Source organism: Ruegeria sp. CG1 (genome assembly GCF_056537265.1).
In genome coordinates, this window is record NZ_JBQFRF010000003.1 from 389,830 (window position 1) to 407,315 (window position 17,486).

17 protein-coding genes are annotated in these 17,486 nt (G+C 58.9%); 14 read left to right on the plus strand and 3 right to left on the minus strand.

All coding sequences use genetic code 11. The annotated features are described in order from the left end of the window. Both ACR0AU_RS11470 and ACR0AU_RS11475 read right to left on the minus strand, forming a co-directional pair. Positions 1–291 carry a DUF1330 domain-containing protein gene (locus ACR0AU_RS11470; RefSeq protein ID WP_480795690.1) on the minus strand — a complete coding sequence of 97 codons (291 nt, stop codon included), beginning with the start codon at positions 289–291 and terminating at the stop codon, positions 1–3. 374 nt (positions 292–665) lie between these two features. After that, positions 666–890 carry a DUF1127 domain-containing protein gene (locus ACR0AU_RS11475; RefSeq protein WP_170392061.1) on the minus strand — a complete coding sequence of 75 codons (225 nt, stop codon included), beginning with the start codon at positions 888–890 and terminating at the stop codon, positions 666–668. A gap of 899 nt (positions 891–1,789) precedes the next feature. Here ACR0AU_RS11475 and mraZ point away from each other — a divergent pair. The 10 genes from mraZ (at position 1,790) to ACR0AU_RS11525 (ending at position 11,862) form a co-directional block, all read left to right on the plus strand. Further along, complete coding sequence (mraZ, locus tag ACR0AU_RS11480) at positions 1,790–2,293, plus strand: division/cell wall cluster transcriptional repressor MraZ (protein ID WP_170401403.1); 504 nt, start codon at positions 1,790–1,792, stop codon at positions 2,291–2,293. A 4-nt stretch (positions 2,294–2,297) separates the two neighbouring features. Then, positions 2,298–3,290, plus strand: a complete 993-nt coding sequence (gene rsmH / locus ACR0AU_RS11485) for a 16S rRNA (cytosine(1402)-N(4))-methyltransferase RsmH (RefSeq protein ID WP_170733102.1) — start codon at positions 2,298–2,300, stop codon at positions 3,288–3,290. Next, entirely contained in the window at positions 3,287–3,655 is a 369-nt protein-coding gene (gene ftsL / locus ACR0AU_RS11490) for a cell division protein FtsL (RefSeq protein WP_480795691.1), read from the plus strand. Before rsmH ends, ftsL begins: the two co-directional genes overlap by 4 nt. Next, positions 3,652–5,439, plus strand: coding sequence for a peptidoglycan D,D-transpeptidase FtsI family protein (locus ACR0AU_RS11495; RefSeq protein WP_170392055.1), 1,788 nt, complete (start codon positions 3,652–3,654; stop codon positions 5,437–5,439). The genes ftsL and ACR0AU_RS11495 overlap by 4 nt, the downstream gene beginning before the upstream one ends. A 22-nt stretch (positions 5,440–5,461) precedes the next feature. After that, entirely contained in the window at positions 5,462–6,943 is a 1,482-nt protein-coding gene (locus ACR0AU_RS11500; RefSeq protein ID WP_480591851.1) for a UDP-N-acetylmuramoyl-L-alanyl-D-glutamate--2,6-diaminopimelate ligase, read from the plus strand. After that, positions 6,940–8,358: a UDP-N-acetylmuramoyl-tripeptide--D-alanyl-D-alanine ligase gene (locus tag ACR0AU_RS11505; RefSeq protein WP_480795692.1), complete on the plus strand. Its 1,419-nt coding sequence runs from the start codon at positions 6,940–6,942 to the stop codon at positions 8,356–8,358. Before ACR0AU_RS11500 ends, ACR0AU_RS11505 begins: the two co-directional genes overlap by 4 nt. After that, a complete protein-coding gene (mraY, locus tag ACR0AU_RS11510; RefSeq protein ID WP_170392049.1) occupies positions 8,358–9,440 on the plus strand; it encodes a phospho-N-acetylmuramoyl-pentapeptide-transferase in 1,083 nt (360 codons plus the stop codon). Before ACR0AU_RS11505 ends, mraY begins: the two co-directional genes overlap by 1 nt. After that, positions 9,437–9,967: an AAA family ATPase gene (locus ACR0AU_RS11515; RefSeq protein WP_480795693.1), complete on the plus strand. Its 531-nt coding sequence runs from the start codon at positions 9,437–9,439 to the stop codon at positions 9,965–9,967. Before mraY ends, ACR0AU_RS11515 begins: the two co-directional genes overlap by 4 nt. Before the next feature lie 13 nt (positions 9,968–9,980). Next, the gene (gene murD / locus ACR0AU_RS11520) at positions 9,981–11,375 is read left to right on the plus strand and encodes a UDP-N-acetylmuramoyl-L-alanine--D-glutamate ligase (RefSeq protein WP_480795744.1); all 1,395 of its coding nucleotides are present in this window, start codon (positions 9,981–9,983) and stop codon (positions 11,373–11,375) included. A gap of 112 nt (positions 11,376–11,487) precedes the next feature. Next, entirely contained in the window at positions 11,488–11,862 is a 375-nt protein-coding gene (locus tag ACR0AU_RS11525) for a glycine zipper family protein (protein WP_255611713.1), read from the plus strand. Here the strand turns inward: ACR0AU_RS11525 and ACR0AU_RS11530 are convergent. Next, positions 11,859–13,037: a BaiN/RdsA family NAD(P)/FAD-dependent oxidoreductase gene (locus ACR0AU_RS11530; protein WP_170401383.1), complete on the minus strand. Its 1,179-nt coding sequence runs from the start codon at positions 13,035–13,037 to the stop codon at positions 11,859–11,861. The genes ACR0AU_RS11525 and ACR0AU_RS11530 overlap by 4 nt on opposite strands. Positions 13,038–13,231: 194 nt before the next feature. On the opposite strand from ACR0AU_RS11530, the gene ACR0AU_RS11535 reads away from it, so the two are divergent. The 4 genes from ACR0AU_RS11535 (at position 13,232) to murC (ending at position 17,483) form a co-directional block, all read left to right on the plus strand. Next, entirely contained in the window at positions 13,232–13,567 is a 336-nt protein-coding gene (locus ACR0AU_RS11535; protein WP_170392042.1) for a cupin domain-containing protein, read from the plus strand. 252 nt (positions 13,568–13,819) lie between these two features. Continuing rightward, the gene (gene ftsW / locus ACR0AU_RS11540; protein ID WP_480795694.1) at positions 13,820–14,983 is read left to right on the plus strand and encodes a putative lipid II flippase FtsW; all 1,164 of its coding nucleotides are present in this window, start codon (positions 13,820–13,822) and stop codon (positions 14,981–14,983) included. Further along, positions 14,983–16,080 carry a UDP-N-acetylglucosamine--N-acetylmuramyl-(pentapeptide) pyrophosphoryl-undecaprenol N-acetylglucosamine transferase gene (locus ACR0AU_RS11545; protein ID WP_480795695.1) on the plus strand — a complete coding sequence of 366 codons (1,098 nt, stop codon included), beginning with the start codon at positions 14,983–14,985 and terminating at the stop codon, positions 16,078–16,080. Before ftsW ends, ACR0AU_RS11545 begins: the two co-directional genes overlap by 1 nt. After that, a complete protein-coding gene (murC, locus tag ACR0AU_RS11550; protein WP_170401377.1) occupies positions 16,077–17,483 on the plus strand; it encodes a UDP-N-acetylmuramate--L-alanine ligase in 1,407 nt (468 codons plus the stop codon). Before ACR0AU_RS11545 ends, murC begins: the two co-directional genes overlap by 4 nt. Positions 17,484–17,486 lie beyond the last annotated feature (3 nt).

Consider the following 17,486-nt stretch of genomic DNA (forward strand, 5'->3'; position numbering starts at 1 on the left):
TTACAACCCTTCGACCAGCACAAGATTCGCCGTCGCCGTTTTTTGCCTGATCTTGGCCAATTCGACATAGTCCGGATCGTCCTTCCACGCGTTTGCGGCAGCCATATCCGGAAACTCCATCAGGACGATCCCATCTTCTTCCCAACTGCCTTCGATCACTTCAACGGGTTTTGAGGATACGGTTAGAAGCCTTCCGCCATGCCGGTCAAAGATCGGCATGAATCCTTCGAGGTATTTCTGGTACCCATCCGGGTCTTGAATGGAAATCTGGGCGATGAAATAAGCGGCCATGGGAGACTCCTGACAAAGCGTTCACGACCCCAGCCTACATCTTGTGCGCAAAAAACGAAAAACGGCGGTTCCCAGGGAGGAGGAGGGGAACCGCCGTTCTTTTCTACATCAGGGCAGGGAGGAGGAAGCCCCGATGTATCCGAACCCGGGTTTGATCCCGGTATGAGGAAGACGCGGCGACGTCAGGGAGGAGGAAGACGTCGCCGCGCGCTTTCAACATCGAGGCAGGGAGGAGGAGAGCCCCGATGTATCAGGTTCCGGCGGTCAGGGCCGGTATTAGGTGCGGCAACGTCAGGGAGGAGGAGAGACGCTGCCGCTGAAATACAGGTCCGAAAGGGAGGAAGACGGACCTGATCTCGGTGTTCTTGTTGCGCTTACCGCGCGATCTGCTCTTCGGTGGCCTGTTGGGCCAGCCGGCGGATCATCGAGCGGTGCAAGCCCAGATCAGCCAATTCCCGATCTGACAGTCCCGACAATTCGTTGACTGTCTGACGGTACAGGCGATAACGAGCAACCCGGGTTTTCACGGTCTCAACCAGCGTTGAGATTCCATTTGCCGGTGTGCCTTTCAGAGCTGTTTGTGTGCTTGCGACTGCCATCTTCATGATCCGTTCATTCTTACTGTTGCCGGTATCGTCCGGCGTTTGCTTGAGACTGAAGATAGGCAAATGCTGCGATTGCACAATGGTTCGCGTCGTCAATGCTGCTATGCAGCAAATGCATGGATTGGCAGGATAATCCGGTACGCCCCAATAATTGCCTTTAAAATACTGGTTTTCACGTGTGCTTGGCGTTTCGTGTGTCCAGACCCTGTGATGGTGACCGCTTATCTATTGAGCGGAATTGGCGTTTGTTTGGGCATGTTGTGTCAACTCAAGAGGGGCAATTCTTCTCACCGCAGGTCCGGCGCCTGGGGTGATGGTGCTATGGGAAAGCATGGGTCGACTATGGGAATGGCCTGTAAAGGGACCGCGATTCGTCCTCTTCGGCTGTCATTCATGGGTGTCTGCGCCAAATAATATGTAATTCTAAAAATTATTGGGAATTCATGGGAGGAATAATTTAGGCGTCAATTCTTGCATATTTAGTGCTAGTAAGCATCAGGAGCACAATTTGTGGCATATTTGATCCGAGTTTCGATTGCATTAGTCTTGATCTGAAGCCTGCATCAGGCCTCCATATGCAAATTTCCTATTGATTTCCATGAATTCCCATGGCATCCCTTGTGTACCCGATGAGGGCGAGGACAGTTGAGGGGCACCAAACGACCCCGAACCAAAAATACAAAAACAGGTTTCATACAGGCATCTCGCTTTCATCACTTAACAGATCCGGCGCGCGGGCGAGCAGACATCCCCCCAGGTGGCGCGCGCAGCTGGACATCCCGCAAAGCGGGTCAATGCGGCGGGTTGATCAGTGGCAGCAGATCAACCCGCCGTTTTACTTCCGGGGGGAACGTGAATTTTGAGGTGGGGCGCAAGCGAAAGGGACAGTCGTCTTGGCGCGCAGGTTTAGAGGCGAAAGCCAGCATAAGGTGGATACGAAGGGCAGGGTCTCGATCCCGGCCTCGTTTCGTCGTGTGCTTGAGGCCTCGGACCCCAGCTGGCAACCCGGTGACAATCCTGAACTCGTGATTGTCTATGGCGACCACCGCCGCAAATACCTTGAATGTTACACCATGGAAGCGATCGACGAGGTGGATGCCAAGATCGATGCGCTGCCACGTGGCTCGATGCAGCGTCGGATGCTTCAGCGGATGTTCCATGGTCAGTCCTTCCCGACCAATGTGGACGAAACGGGTCGTTTAGTGCTGCCCGCAAAGCTGCGCAACAAGATCGACCTTGAGAACGAGGCGTTCTTTATCGCTGCCGGTGATACCTTCCAGATCTGGAAGCCCGAGACATACGAGGCCGAGGAACTGGCCACGACCGAGGAATGGCTTGACGATCTGCCGGATGATTTCGATCCGATGCAGTATCTCGATGGCATCGGGGATGGGTGACGGCATGGCCGGCGCTCAGACCTCATCGGACAAACCTCATATCCCCGTTCTTCTGCGCCCATTGTTGGCCGCCGTGGCGCCGGTATCCGGTGCCTGGCTGGACGGCACATTCGGCGCAGGCGGCTATACTCGTGCGTTGCTGGAGGCCGGGGCCGAGAAAGTCATTGGCGTCGATCGCGACCCGCTGGCATTTGAAATGGCCGCTAACTGGGCTGGGGAATACGGTGACCGGCTGGTGATGCAGCAGGGCGTGTTCTCTCGCATGGATGAATATGCACAGGATCTGGACGGCGTGGTGCTGGATCTTGGTGTCTCATCCATGCAGTTGGATCAGGCTGAACGCGGTTTTTCCTTCATGAAAGACGGTCCGTTGGACATGCGGATGAGCCAAGATGGTGAAAGCGCAGCTGATCTGGTGAATACGGCAGCCGAGACGCAATTGGCCGACATCCTGTTCCATTTCGGTGAGGAACGCGCCAGTCGTCGTATAGCAAAGGCCATCGTCAAGGCGCGGGCCGAAGAACCGATCAGAACAACTCTGCGGCTGGTCGAGATTATCGAATCCTGCCTGCCGCGCCCCAAACCGGGCCAATCGCACCCGGCGACGCGCAGTTTTCAGGGGCTACGGATCGCGGTGAACGCAGAATACGAAGAACTGTTTCAGGGGCTTATGGCCGCCGAGCGCGCTTTGAAGCCGGGGGGGCAACTGGCCGTTGTGACTTTCCATTCCATAGAAGACCGGATGGTGAAGCGGTTCTTCCAATCGCGCGCGGGCAAAACCGGACGCGCCAACCGTTATGCGCCTGAGATGGAGCAGGAGAAGCCGCAATTCATACTCAAGACCCGCAAGGCCGTTGGGCCGGATGAGCAGGAACTTGAAGAAAACCCACGTGCACGCTCTGCAAAATTGCGTGTCGCGATAAGAACGGATGCCCCGGCAGGGGAAATTGAGGCCCGGGCCATCGGCATGCCGCAATTGGGGGGAAGGGCAAGATGAAGAGTATTCTGTATATGTTGACTGCACTATCCGTGTTCGGGCTGGCGCTTTGGGCTTATCAAGAGAACTACCGCACGCAGCAGGTGCTGAAGGAAACGCAGTCGCTGCAAGGCCAGATCGGTATGGCGCAGGCGCGACTCGCCGTGCTGAATGCTGAATGGGCCTATCTAAACCGGCCTGATCGTTTGCGTGAGCTGGCGGACTTGAATTTCGAACGTCTCAGCTTGCTGCCTCTGCGGGCTGAGCAGTTTGGTCGCGCCGATCAGATTTCCTATGGCGAGGACCCGGATCTGCCCATCGTCGACTCGCTTGAAATACAGGACGTCACTGACATTCAGGCACTGATCGAGGTGCAGGTTCCATGACCCGCACACCACTTCGCCCTCTGGCCCGTATCCTCGACGCCCGTGCAAAGGGTGAAAACCCCAAGGCGATTGAGCGAGAGAACATCCGCAAACGCCACGAAGACATGAAAGACCGCGCCCGCGCGCGCGCCGAGGGCCGCCTGTTGGTGTTGGGTCTTTTCTTCTTTTGCGCCTTTTCGGTCGTAGGCTTTCGTATGGGCGTTCTGGCGACATCCGAGGCGCAAGAACCATTGGCAAGTGCGCCGGGGGCCTCCATCGCCATGCAACGCGCCAATATCGTGGATCGCGAAGGCCGTATTCTGGCGACCAATCTGGACACCTATTCTGTCTATGCGCAGCCACCGCTGATGATTGACCCGATCGCCGCAGCCGAGCAACTGGTCGCTATTTTCCCTGATCTGGAAAAAGAGCGTTTGGTCAAAGACTTCACCGGTAAGCGAAAATTCCTGTGGATCAAGAAGCGCATCTCGCCCGAGCAGAAGCAGGCGGTGCATGACATCGGTGATCCCGGCATCCTGTTCGGCCCGCGCGAAATGCGGTTATATCCCAATGGCAGACTCGCGGCGCATATTCTGGGCGGCTCGGGCTTTGGCCGCGAAGGTGTCAGCGCAGCCGAGGTGATCGGCGTAGCTGGCGTCGAAAAACAGTTCGACGGCTATCTGCGCGACCCGGCCAACGGCAACAAGCCGCTGCAACTGTCGCTGGATCTGACCGTTCAAGCGGCGGTGGAACAGGTGCTTTATGGCGGCATGAAGATCATGAACGCCAAAGGAGCCTCGGCGGTTCTGATGAACGCCCATACGGGCGAGGTCGTCTCGGCCGCGTCGTTGCCGTCTTTTGACCCCAATGACCGTCCGCGCCCACCGACCTCGGGCTTCGATCCCTCGGACAGCCCGCTGTTCAATCGCTATGTACAGGGTGTCTATGAGCTGGGTTCGGTGTTCAAAATCTTCACCGCCGCGCAGGCGGTGCAGCTAGGTCTGGTGAACTCCAACACCATCATTGACACTTCCGGCCCAATGAAAATCGGGCGCTTCCCGATTGGCGAGTTTAACGGCAAGAATTATGGTGAGATCAGTGTCTCGGATGTAATCAAGTACAGCTCGAACCGAGGCACCGGGCGGCTGGCCTTGCAAATCGGGGCCGACCGGCAACAGGATTTTCTGAACGCGCTGGGCATGTTCGACCCAACCCCATTCGAGATTGTCGAGGCCAAGGGCGGGCAACCGCTCAAGCCCAAGAAATGGGGTGAGTTGAGCACCGTGACGATTTCTTATGGCCACGGCCTTTCGACCAGCCCCATGCATCTGGCCGCTGGTTACGCAGCGATTGCCAATGGCGGGTACTATGTCAGCCCCACGATCCTGCGCCGCAATGGCCCGCAATACGGCCCTCGCGTGATGTCCGAAAACACCGCCAAGCAGGCGCAAAATATGCTACGCAAAGTGGTCACGGATGGCACCGCCAGCTTTGGTGATGTCAAAGGGTACGACGTGGCGGGAAAAACCGGTACTGCCGATAAACCCAAGCCGCGTGGCGGGTACTATGAGGACAAGGTGATTGCCACCTTCGCCACCATCTTCCCGGCTTATGATCCGAAATATGTGCTAATCGTCACGCTGGATGAACCGTCCATCGTGGCCTATGGCGAAAAGCGCCGCACGGCGGGTTGGACTGCCGTTCCCGTTGCTGCCGAACTGATTGGACGGGTGGCGCCGCTATTGGGTCTCAGACCCCGGCTTGAGCCTGAGGCGCGCGCTGCTATAACGCTGACCTCAAATTAGGCTGTCCAGCGAAAGGTGGGTCATGGGCAATCGGTCAAAGAAACTCAGCGAACTGGCCCTGACCGCACGGGGAGGGGCCAATCCCGAAATCACCGGTCTGGCTGTTGACAGCCGCGAGGTCAAAGACGGTTTCCTCTTTGCAGCCCTTCCCGGCACCCGAGTCCATGGTGGAGACTTCATCCAATACGCCTTGCGCATGGGGGCCGCCGCGATCCTGACGGACGCGAAAGGGGCCGAGATCGCCACCGACGAACTGGCCGCATCCGATGCTGCGCTGATCGTCACGGAAGACCCCCGTCAGGCACTGGCAGGGGCCGCCGCCCTTTGGTTTGGCGCGCAACCGCAGACTATCGTGGCGGTCACCGGCACCAATGGAAAAACCTCGGTCGCCAGTTTCGTCCGCCAGATCTGGACCGAGCTTGGACTTGCCGCCGTCAACCTGGGCACCACCGGGGTCGAAGGCGCATGGACTGCGCCGCTGGCCCATACAACACCCGAGCCGGTCACTCTGCACCGCTGTCTCGCCGAAGCTGCCGAAAATGGCGTGACCCATGCGGCGATGGAGGCCTCCTCGCACGGGCTTGAACAGCGTCGCTTGGACGGGGTGCATCTGACCGCTGCCGGGTTCTCGAATTTCACGCAGGATCATCTGGACTATCACGACACGTTCGAGGCTTATTTCGCAGCCAAGGCGGGTCTGTTTGATCGTGTGCTGCCCGAAGACGGGGTCGCTGTGGTCAACCTTGGCGATCCCAAGGGTGCCGAGATGCGCAAGATCGCCGAGGCACGCGGCCAGAATATCATCACCGTAGGCCCTGAGGGTTCTGATCTTTGTCTTCTGAATCAACGCTTTGACGCGACCGGGCAGGATTTGCGCTTTTCATGGAAAGGCAAGGCCTATCAAACCCGCCTGAATCTGATCGGCGGCTTTCAGGCCGAGAACGTTTTGCTGGCTTGCGGATTGGTCATCGCGGCGGGCGAGGACCCCGACCGCGTGTTCGAAACCTTGCCGCACCTGATCACCGTGCGCGGACGGATGCAGCTGGCTGCCACCCGCGACAACGGCGCGGCGGTGTTTGTCGATTACGCGCATACGCCGGATGCCGTGGCCACTGCACTGAAGGCGATGCGCCCGCATGTCATGGGACGTCTGATCGCCATTGTTGGTGCAGGCGGTGACCGAGACGCCACTAAACGCCCATTGATGGGGCGGGCCGCTGCTGAAAACGCCGATCTGGTCTTTGTTACCGATGACAACCCACGCAGCGAAGACCCGGCCACCATCCGCGGTGCTGTCATGTTGGGCGCACCCGAAGCCACGGAAGTCGGCGACCGGGCCGAGGCCATCCTGCGCGGCATCGACGCGCTGCAACCGGGCGACGCTCTGCTGATTGCGGGCAAGGGACACGAAACCGGCCAGATCGTCGGAGATCAGGTCCTGCCCTTTGACGATGTGGAACAGGCCAGTATCAGCGTTGCCGCGCTGGACGGGAGGGTCGCATGAGGCTCTGGACCGCAGCCGAGGCCGCAGAGGCCACCAACGGGCGCGCCACCACCGATTGGCAGGTGAACGGCGTCTCCATCGACACGCGCACCTTGCAGCCGGGTGACCTGTTCGTTGCGTTGAAGGCTGCCCGCGACGGCCATGATTTCGTCGCCCAAGCGCTTGAAAAAGGCGCAGGCGCAGTGCTTGTGTCGCATATTCCCGAAGGCGTGCCCGAAGATGCACCGCTGTTGATCGTCGACGATGTGCAGACGGGTCTAGAGGCGTTGGGGCAGGCGGCTCGCGCCCGGACAGGTGCACGCGTGGTGGGGGTGACTGGCAGCGTGGGTAAAACCTCGACCAAGGAAATGCTGGCCAGCATTCTGGAGACGCAAGGCAAAACTCATGCCAGCGTCGCCAGCTACAATAACCATTGGGGCGTGCCTTTGACGCTGGCGCGAATGCCGCGCGACACCGAGTTCGCGGTGATCGAGATCGGCATGAATCATCCGGGCGAAATCGCTCCGCTGGCGCGTCAGGCGCAACCGCATGTGGGGCTGGTGACCACAGTAGCCGCCGTCCACCTCGAAGCCTTCGACTCCGTTGCGGGTATTGCTTTTGAAAAGGCTGCGATCTTCGACGGGCTGGCCGAGGGCGGCACCGCTATCGTCAACGCCGATATCGAACACGCGGGCATCTTGCGCGACTGCGCCGCTGCGCATGGTGCAAGGATCGTCGAATTTGGCCACAAGGCGCGGGACTATGCCCTGACCAACGTGCTCCAAGGCCCTGACTCGGTGCGGGGACACGGTATTGTCGGCGGCGCAGACATCACATTCGATGTCCAATCCGCGGGAACTCACTTTGCTATGAATGCGCTGGGCGCTCTGGCGGCCTGTGTCGCGTTGGGGGTCGATCTGGATCAGGCGATTGCCGGTCTGCGCGGCTGGTCTCCGGTCAAAGGGCGCGGTGTGCGCGAGGTGATCGCGCTGCCAGATGGCGGGCAGATTGAACTGCTCGATGACAGCTACAACGCCAATCCAACCTCGATGGAGGCCGCTCTCGACGTGCTGTCTACGTCGGCGGGCAAACGCAAGATCGCGTTTCTGGGCGACATGAAAGAGCTTGGTGCGCAAGAGCAGGCGATGCACGCCGCCATGGCCGAGGTGCCTGCGATGGCGCTTGTTGATCAGGTTCATTGCATCGGCCCGTTGATGCAAGCGCTGCATCAGGCTCTGCCCGAGGGCAAGCGCGGGTTGTGGACGGAAACCAGCGATGAGATGGCCGCCCATCTGCCGGAATTGATCCGTAGCGGCGATGTAGTGATGGCCAAAGGCTCTCTCAGCATGGCTCTGGCACAGATCGTTGACGGTCTGCGGCAAATGGGGCATGGCAGCGCGCCAGAGAGCCGCCGTATTGTGAGAAAGGTTTTGTAATGCTCTATTGGTTAACCGCCCTGTCGGACGGTGGGGATTTCTGGAACCTCTTCCGCTATATCACCTTCCGGGCAGGGGGCGCCTTTCTGACTGCGCTGATTTTTGGGTTTTTGTTCGGAAAACCCTTGATCAACGTATTGCGCAAACGGCAAGGCAAAGGTCAACCAATCCGCGATGACGGCCCCGAGGCGCATCTGTCCAAGGCTGGAACCCCTACCATGGGCGGTCTGCTGATCGTGGGCGCTCTGGTCACGTCGACCCTGATCTGGGCGCGCTGGGACAATCCATATGTCTGGATGGTACTGTTCGTGACGCTGGCCTATGCGGCCATCGGCTTTGCGGACGATTATGCCAAGGTCTCAAAGCAGAACACTAAGGGCGTTTCCGGTAAGATGCGGTTGGCGCTGGGAATCATCATTGCCGTGCTGGCGTCACTCTGGGCGACGCTGCACCATCCCAGCGATTTGCAGAACCAGCTGGCTCTGCCGGTGTTCAAGGATACGCTGATCAATCTTGGCCTTTTCTATATCCCTTTTGCGGTGATCGTCATTGTGGGTGCGGCCAACGCGGTGAACCTGACAGATGGTCTGGACGGGCTGGCGATCATGCCCGCGATGATCGCGGCCTCGACCCTTGGTGTGATTGCCTATGCGGTTGGGCGGGTCGACTTCACCGAGTATCTTGATGTTCACTATGTGCCTGGCACCGGTGAAATCTTCATCTTCACTTCAGCGCTGTTTGGTGCGGGGCTGGGATTCCTGTGGTACAACGCCCCTCCGGCGGCGGTTTTCATGGGTGATACCGGATCACTGGCTCTGGGTGGTGCGCTGGGCGCGATTGCCGTTGCTACCAAACACGAGTTGGTATTGGCAGTCGTGGGCGGGCTGTTCGTGGTTGAAGCTTTAAGTGTGATCATCCAGGTTCTTTATTTCAAACGGACCGGAAAGCGGGTGTTCTTGATGGCGCCGATCCATCACCATTATGAGAAAAAGGGCTGGGCTGAACCCACCATCGTGATCCGGTTCTGGATCATTTCACTGATCTTAGCGATGATCGGGCTGGCGACGCTGAAAGTCAGATGAGCCCGCGTTGCGTCGTGCTTTCTGGATTCTCCAGTGGTGGCAAATCAACACTGCTGGAGGAGATGGCCCGTCGCGGATATTCAACAGTTTCCGAGCCGGGTCGTCGTGTCATTGCCGAGGAAAGACAAGGTGGTGGTCGCGCTCTGCCTTGGGTCAACACCGAGGCATTCTGCCGCCGGATCATTGAACTTGCGATATCAGACTTCAACAATGCCAAAGATGATCTTGTGCTATTTGATCGTTCGGCATTGGACGCGATGATTTGGTTTGATCGAACCGGTACACCGTTGGAGACCAAAGTGCGTGAACAGATACTGCACTTGGGCTACGACCCATGCGTGTTTCTCTTTCCTCCTTGGCCTGAGATATTCGAACAGGATGATGACCGGCGGCACAACTTGGCCGCAGCTATTGCGGAATACGATGCTTTGTGCGACCGGTTACCAGACTATGGGTTCGTAATAGAAAACGTTCCAAAAGGGCCGGTCTCTTGGCGGGCGGACTGGCTGGAAGAGCGGCTCGGATAGAAGGTGTATGGCAATGATCCCGGTCAAAGGGTTTTCAGGGCAGAAAGTAGCGGTTCTGGGGCTAGGTCGGTCGGGTCTGACCACCGCACGAGCGCTGCGCGCTGGCAGGGCTGAGCCGATCTGCTGGGATGACAACCCCGCCGCGCGTGAAGCGGCAGAGGTCGAGGGATTCTCGTGTGTCGATCTGCGCCGCCACGGGGCGTTTGACGATATTGCCGCACTAATTGTCTCGCCCGGCATCCCTCATCTCTACCCCGCGCCGAACTCGGTTGTGGCCGCTGCATTGGAAGCCGGAGTTCCGGTCGACAATGATATAGGTCTGTTCTTTCGCTCTTTCGCAGGCCCTGAATGGAACAACTACGACATCCCACCGCGCGTCATCGCGGTGACGGGATCGAATGGCAAATCAACCACCGCTGCGTTGATCCAACACATTCTGACCGAGGCCGGGCGCGACTCGCAACTGGCGGGTAACATTGGGCGCGGCGTGCTGGACATCGACCCAGGTGGCGATGGATCTGTCGTGGTACTGGAGCTATCGAGCTACCAGACCGAACTGGCCCGCGCACTGACGCCGGATGTGGCGGTTTTCACCAATCTTTCACATGATCACTTGGATCGACATGGTGGAATGGGTGGTTACTTTGCCGCCAAACGTCGCCTGTTCGCCGAAGGCGGCCCGGACCGCGCCGTGATCGGCATCGATGAAGCCGAGGGCGCGTTTCTGGCCGGGCAGCTGGCCGAGGGGCCGTCGGATGACCGGGTGATCCGCGTCTCGGTGGCGCGCAAGCTGACCGGGGCGGGTTGGCAGGTCTTTGCCCGCAAGGGTTTCCTGTCGGAATACCGCAAGGGCCGTCAGGCCGGATCGATCGACCTGCGTGAGATCAAGGGCCTGCCCGGTGCGCATAATCACCAGAACGCATGTGCTGCCTATGCCGCCTGTCGCTCATTGGGCCTTGCGCCGCGCGTCATAGAAGATGCGCTGCACAGTTTCCCCGGTCTGCCGCATCGTAGCCAGATCATCGCCGAGGCGGATGGCGTGACCTATGTGAACGACTCGAAAGCTACCAACGTAGATAGCGCCCTCAAAGCCTTGAGCGCGTTCACGAAGATACGTTGGATCTGTGGCGGGCTTGAGAAAGAAGGCGGGCTTGAGGCGCTGAACGGGGCAGGGGACCACGTAATCAAGGCCTACGTCATCGGGCGTGAGGCGGCGAGCTTTGCAATGCAGTTGCAGGCCGATGCGCAAGTCTGCACCACTATGGAAGCGGCGGTTATGCAGGCCATGGCCGATGCGCAGCCCGGTGAAACCGTTCTATTGGCACCTGCTGCGGCCAGTTTCGACCAGTATGACAACTTCGAACAACGTGGCGATGACTTCGTGGTTCAGGTTAAAAAACGCCTCTGAAAGCAATGCGTTTGCAATAGATCGCCGGTTCGGCGAAGCTGTGGGCCTATCTGCTTGACGCACTGCCTGCATTGGTTTTTGCCTTCAGGAAATTCAACACGAGGTCATGAATATGCCAAACCGTAAACTTCTTCTGGTCGTTCCAGCGCTGCTGGCTGCTGCGGCTTGCACCAATACCGGGGCCAACTATCAGCCCGTGATCGATGGCCCTGTAGGCCCGAACTACAACTCGGACCTGTATCAGTGCCAGCAACTTGCAGCCTCGCAGGCCAGCGTTGACGGATCGACCGCAGGTAATGCCGCAATCGGCGCTGCAGGTGCTGCAGCCGTCACCGGCATCGTTCAGGACAGCAGCGACAACCTGGGTCGCGCCGCCGTTGCCGGTGCGTTGGTTGGTGCAGGTGCTGACGTGATCAACAAGAACCAGAACAAGGAAGTCATTGTGCGCAACTGTATGCGCGGACGGGGTTACAACGTCGTAGGCTAACGGCTTGCGATGGCACTTCCGGCGGCGTGGCCCGAGGACCACGCCCATTGGAAGTTGTAACCGCCAAGCCAGCCGGTGACATCCACCGCTTCACCAATGACATAGAGGCCGGGGACATCCCTGGCCTCCATCGTTTTAGACGACAGCCCGTCAGTGTCGATCCCGCCCAGAGTGACCTCGGCGGTGCGATAGCCCTCGGTGCCCGACGGCGTAAGCCGCCAGTTGGACAATGCGGCGATCAGTTCCGACAGCGCCGTGTCGGACTGATCCGCAAGATTGCCCTTCATCGGGATATGGTGTGCGAGGTATTCCACCAGACGCGTGGGCAGGTGGCGTGCCAATTCGGTGGTCAGCGCCTTGCGCCCAACAGCCTGCCGCTGATCGCGAAGTAGATCGTATAAAGGCAAATCGGGGATCAGGTTGACCCATATTGCCTCACCCTCGCGCCAGTACGAAGACAATTGCAGCACCGAAGGACCGCTCAACCCGCGATGGGTGAACAACAAAGCCTCGTCGAAACTGGTGCGCTCGTTTGATAGTCGAGCGGGCAGGGAGACGCCGGACAAATCCTTGAACCGACCGTCCGAGAAGGTGAACGGCACCAGCGCCGCTCGTGTCTCGGTTATCTGCAGCCCGAATTGCTGCGCGATGTCATAGGCCAACCCCGTTGCGCCCATTTTGGGGATCGATTTGCCACCCGTGGCCAGAACCAGATTACGACAGGTCAGAGGGATGTGCTTGCCATCGCGTTCGACATCCAAAGCGAAACCGCTTTCGGTTTTGCGCAAGTTGCGCAGCGACGTCTGCACCCAGAGCTCGGCCTCGGCCTTGACCATTTCATTCAGCAGCATCTGGACGATCTGTTTCGAAGACCCGTCGCAGAACAATTGCCCAAGCGTTTTTTCATGCCATGCAATGCCATGGCGATCGACCAGTTCGATGAAGTCCCACTGTGTATATCGCGCCAGCGCTGATTTGCTGAAATGCGGATTCTGAGACAGGAAATTGCCCGGTCCCGCATACATATTGGTGAAATTGCATCGTCCACCACCCGAGATGCGGATCTTTTCTCCGGGAGCTTTTGCATGGTCGATCACCAGCGCCTGGCCACCGCAATGGGCTGCGCACATCATGCCGGCCGCGCCAGCACCGAGGATGATCGTCTCGAAATCCATATGCTGCGCATGGCGTGGATTGTGAGCGATGGCAAGAGCGCAGACCAAAAACGGTGTGGGTTTGGCCCACGGAATTTCTCAGCAGCACTTGGGTTTGTGCCATATGGTATGTGGATTTTTACTCGTAGTGCATTCTGACATGCTAGGCTCTGTGCTAATGCTTGCCGGTTAAATCCATTTAAAGGGATAAAAATATGCGCTTTCCAAACTTCATTACAGACTTTCCAAGACTAGACGTGCCATTTCCCGAAGACGTCGTGCAGACGGCAGTCATTCGATCTGATGCTGGTTTGGTCGCCTTTTTTACTTTTCTTAAAGAAATGGAACTCCCACTACATTCACATGGTGCCCAATGGGGTACGGTGGTGGAAGGAGAAATTGAACTCACCATTGGCGGAGAGACGAAAGTTTATCTGCCCGGCGACAGCTATTCTATCCCAGCCGGAGTGGAGCATGGCGGGCGCATCAAGGCGGGTTCCCGAGTGATCGATGTGTTTGAAGAGCCTGACAGATACCCCATCAAAGACTGACGATTTACTTTTTGAACAATGACGTTGGGCGCGGTTGGTAGTTGGATGAACTCAAACCGAGCCTCAACGGGCCGTCGATCAGAACAGGCAGCATGCGCTGCTTGAATGCATGCGCGTTTGTCAACGGCGGCTCATCGTTCCGGAATTCCAGTTCTGCCTGTCATTCTGCTAGCCCAAATGTAAAAATCCCTGTAGACTCTCAATCAGATCCCGAAAACGGGACGTTAACGAGGCAGATAGTGGCGGTATCTCATGACTGAGATGGTGTATGGCGCGGTCCAGGACCAGCGCGGCGAACCGATTCTTCCGAAGTGGTGGCGAACGATTGATCGCTGGACGATGTCCTGCGTCCTGATCCTGTTTGTCATCGGGCTTTTGCTGGGGCTAGCCTCGTCGCCGCCACTAGCGGGGCGTAACGGGTTCGATCCTTTCCACTATGTAGAACGTCAGGCGATCTTTGGCGGGCTGGCGCTGGTCGCGATGCTGCTGACCTCAATGATGTCGCCGACACTGGTGCGGCGGCTGGCGATTCTGGGCTTTCTGGCCTCGTTCGTGGCGCTGGCCTTCTTGCCGGTCTTCGGTACAGACTTTGGCAAAGGCGCGGTGCGCTGGTATTCGCTGGGTTTTGCCTCGTTGCAGCCATCCGAGCTCCTCAAGCCCGGTTTTGTCGTAGTGGCCGCATGGCTGTTGGCCGCATCACAGGAAATCAACGGCCCGCCGGGGCGGTTGTGGTCCTTCGCACTGTGTATGTCCATCGTGGCAATGTTGGTGATGCAGCCCGATTTCGGGCAGGCCTGCCTTATCCTTTTTGGTTGGGGTGTGATGTATTTTGTTGCAGGAGCCCCGATGCTGCTGCTGGTCGGCATGGCCGGGGCGGTCGTTCTGGGCGGCATGTTTGCCTATTCCAATTCCGAGCACTTTGCCCGTCGTATCGATGGTTTCCTTAATCAGGAACTCGATCCGACCACCCAGCTTGGGTATGCCACCAATGCTATCCGCGAAGGCGGTCTGTTCGGCGTCGGCGTGGGTGAGGGGCAGGTCAAGTGGTCTCTGCCTGATGCGCATACGGATTTCATCATCGCGGTCGCGGCCGAAGAATACGGGCTGATTCTGGTGCTGATTATCATCGCGCTGTACTCGCTGATCGTTGTGCGTTCGCTGCTGCGGCTGATGCGCGAACGCGACATGTTCATCCGTCTGGCTGGCACTGGTCTGGCCTGCATGTTTGGCGTGCAGGCTATGATCAACATGGGCGTCGCCGTGCGTCTTCTGCCCGCCAAGGGCATGACGCTGCCGTTTGTCAGTTATGGCGGATCGTCCCTGATTGCAGGTGGCATCGCGGTTGGCATGTTGCTGGCCTTCACCCGAACCCGCCCGCAGGGCGAGCTGGGCGACATTCTGCGCGGACGAGGCTGATGGGCAAAACTTATCTACTAATCGCAGCAGGTGGCACCGGGGGCCACATGTTCCCTGCGCAGGCGTTGGCCGAGGCGATGCAGCAGAAAGGCTGGCGTGTGCGCCTATCCACCGACCCGCGCGGAGCGCGCTATACCGGCGCGTTCCCTGCAGACGTCGAGATTGTCGAGGCATCCTCGGCCACCTTCGCCCGAGGCGGTTTGGCTGCCAAGATGTTGGTTGGACCCAAGATTGCTGCTGGAGTCACTGGCATGGCTGCGCAGATGATGCGTGACAAGCCGGATGTGGTGGTGGGCTTTGGCGGCTATCCGTCGATACCGGCGCTGGGCGCGGCCATCCTGCTGAAGCTGCCGCGTATGATCCATGAACAAAATGGCGTTCTGGGCCGGGTAAACCAACTGTTTGCCACGCGTGTGGCTCAAGTGGCCTGTGGTGTCTGGCCCACCGATCTGCCTGAAGGGTCCAAGGGCATACACACTGGTAACCCGGTTCGCGCCTCCGTTCTTGAGCGCGCTGCTGCCCCCTATATCCCGCCTGGGGAGTACCCGATGTCCGTCCTGGTGATGGGCGGCTCTCAGGGCGCACGTATCCTCAGTGACGTGGTGCCGGGGGCCATCGCTGCACTGCCGGAATATCTGCGCGGGTACATCCGCGTCTCGCATCAGGCCCGCGATGAGGATGGTGAACGGGTCAAGGCCTTTTACGCCGATCACGGCATACGCGCCGATGTACAGCCTTTCTTTGATGACGTACCTCGCCGCATGTCCGACGCGCAGCTGGTTGTCAGCCGGTCGGGTGCCTCCAGTATTGCCGACATTTCCGTGATTGGCCGTCCGTCGATTTTGATCCCGCTTGCCACGGCTGCCGGAGATCATCAAACAGCCAACGCGCGTGGGTTGGTTCAGGCAGGTGGGGCGATCATGATCCCCGAAAACGCCCTTGACGTTCCCGCGCTGACACAGCAAATGACCACGGTTCTCACCAACCCCGAAGCCGCACAGCAAATGGCCCATGCCGCGCTATCGGTCGGGGCACCGGACGCCACCGAGCGTCTGGTCGCCCTTGTCGAGCAACTGGCGCAGAAGGAGACCTCATGAATCCAGCAACCAAACTGCCGCAGGACGTTGGACCGATCCACTTCGTGGGCATCGGTGGGATCGGGATGTCGGGTATCGCAGAGGTGCTTTTGAATCTTGGCTACCGTGTACAAGGTTCGGACTTGAAAACCTCGAAGATTACTGACCGGCTGGCTGGGCTGGGTGCTGAGATTTTCGAAGGCCAGCGTTCCGAGAACTTGCAGAACGCCGCCGTAGTCGTGGTCTCAACCGCGATCAAACCGGGGAACCCGGAACTGGACGAGGCACGCGCGCAGGGCCTGCCCGTCGTCCGTCGCGCCGACATGCTGGCGGAACTCATGCGCCTGCGCTCGAACATTGCCATCGCCGGAACTCACGGTAAGACCACAACAACCACTATGATGGCGGAACTGATGGTCGCGGGCGATTTCGACCCCACAGTCATCAATGGCGGCATCATCCACGCCTATGGCAGCAACGCCCGCATGGGGCAGGGCGAATGGATGGTGGTTGAAGCGGATGAGAGCGACGGCTCATTCAATCGCCTGCCTGCAACCATCGCCATCGTCACCAATATCGACCCCGAGCATATGGAGCACTGGGGCGATTTCGACCAACTGCGCGACGGGTTTTACGAGTTCGTCTCGAACCTGCCGTTTTATGGCTTGGCCGTCTGCTGCACAGATCATGCCGAGGTGCAGGCGCTTGTTGGCCGCATCTCCGACCGCCGCGTGCGCACCTATGGTTTCAACGCACAGGCCGATGTGCGGGCCGAAAACCTGACCTATAAGGGCGGCGTTGCCCATTTCGACATCCATTTGCGCCACGAAGACAAGGTGATTGAGGGCTGTACCCTGCCGATGCCCGGCGATCACAACGTCTCGAATGCGCTTTCCGCTGTGGCCGTGGCCCGTCATCTGGGCATGAAAGCTTCGGAAATTCGCGACGCGCTGGCCAATTTCGGCGGCGTCAATCGCCGCTTCACGAAGGTTGGAGAAATTGACGGCGTCACCATCATCGACGATTACGGCCACCATCCGGTCGAAATCGCCGCCGTTCTCAAGGCCGCACGTCAGGCCACCGAGGGCCGCGTTATCGCCGTCCACCAGCCTCACCGCTATTCCCGCCTGTCCGACCTGTTCGACGATTTCTGCACCTGCTTCAACGACGCCGACGTGGTCGCTATTGCCGAGGTCTTTGCCGCAGGCGAAGATCCGATCGAAGGTGCCAGCCGTGACGATCTTGTGCAGGGCCTGATCCGCCACGGCCACCGCCACGCGCGCGCGATCTTGAACGAAGAAGACCTCGCCCGCCTTGTCCGTGAACAGGCCCGCCCGGGCGATATGGTTGTCTGCCTCGGCGCAGGTACGATCAGTACCTGGGCCAACGGTTTGCCTGACCGGTTAATCGCCAAAGCGAGCTAACCT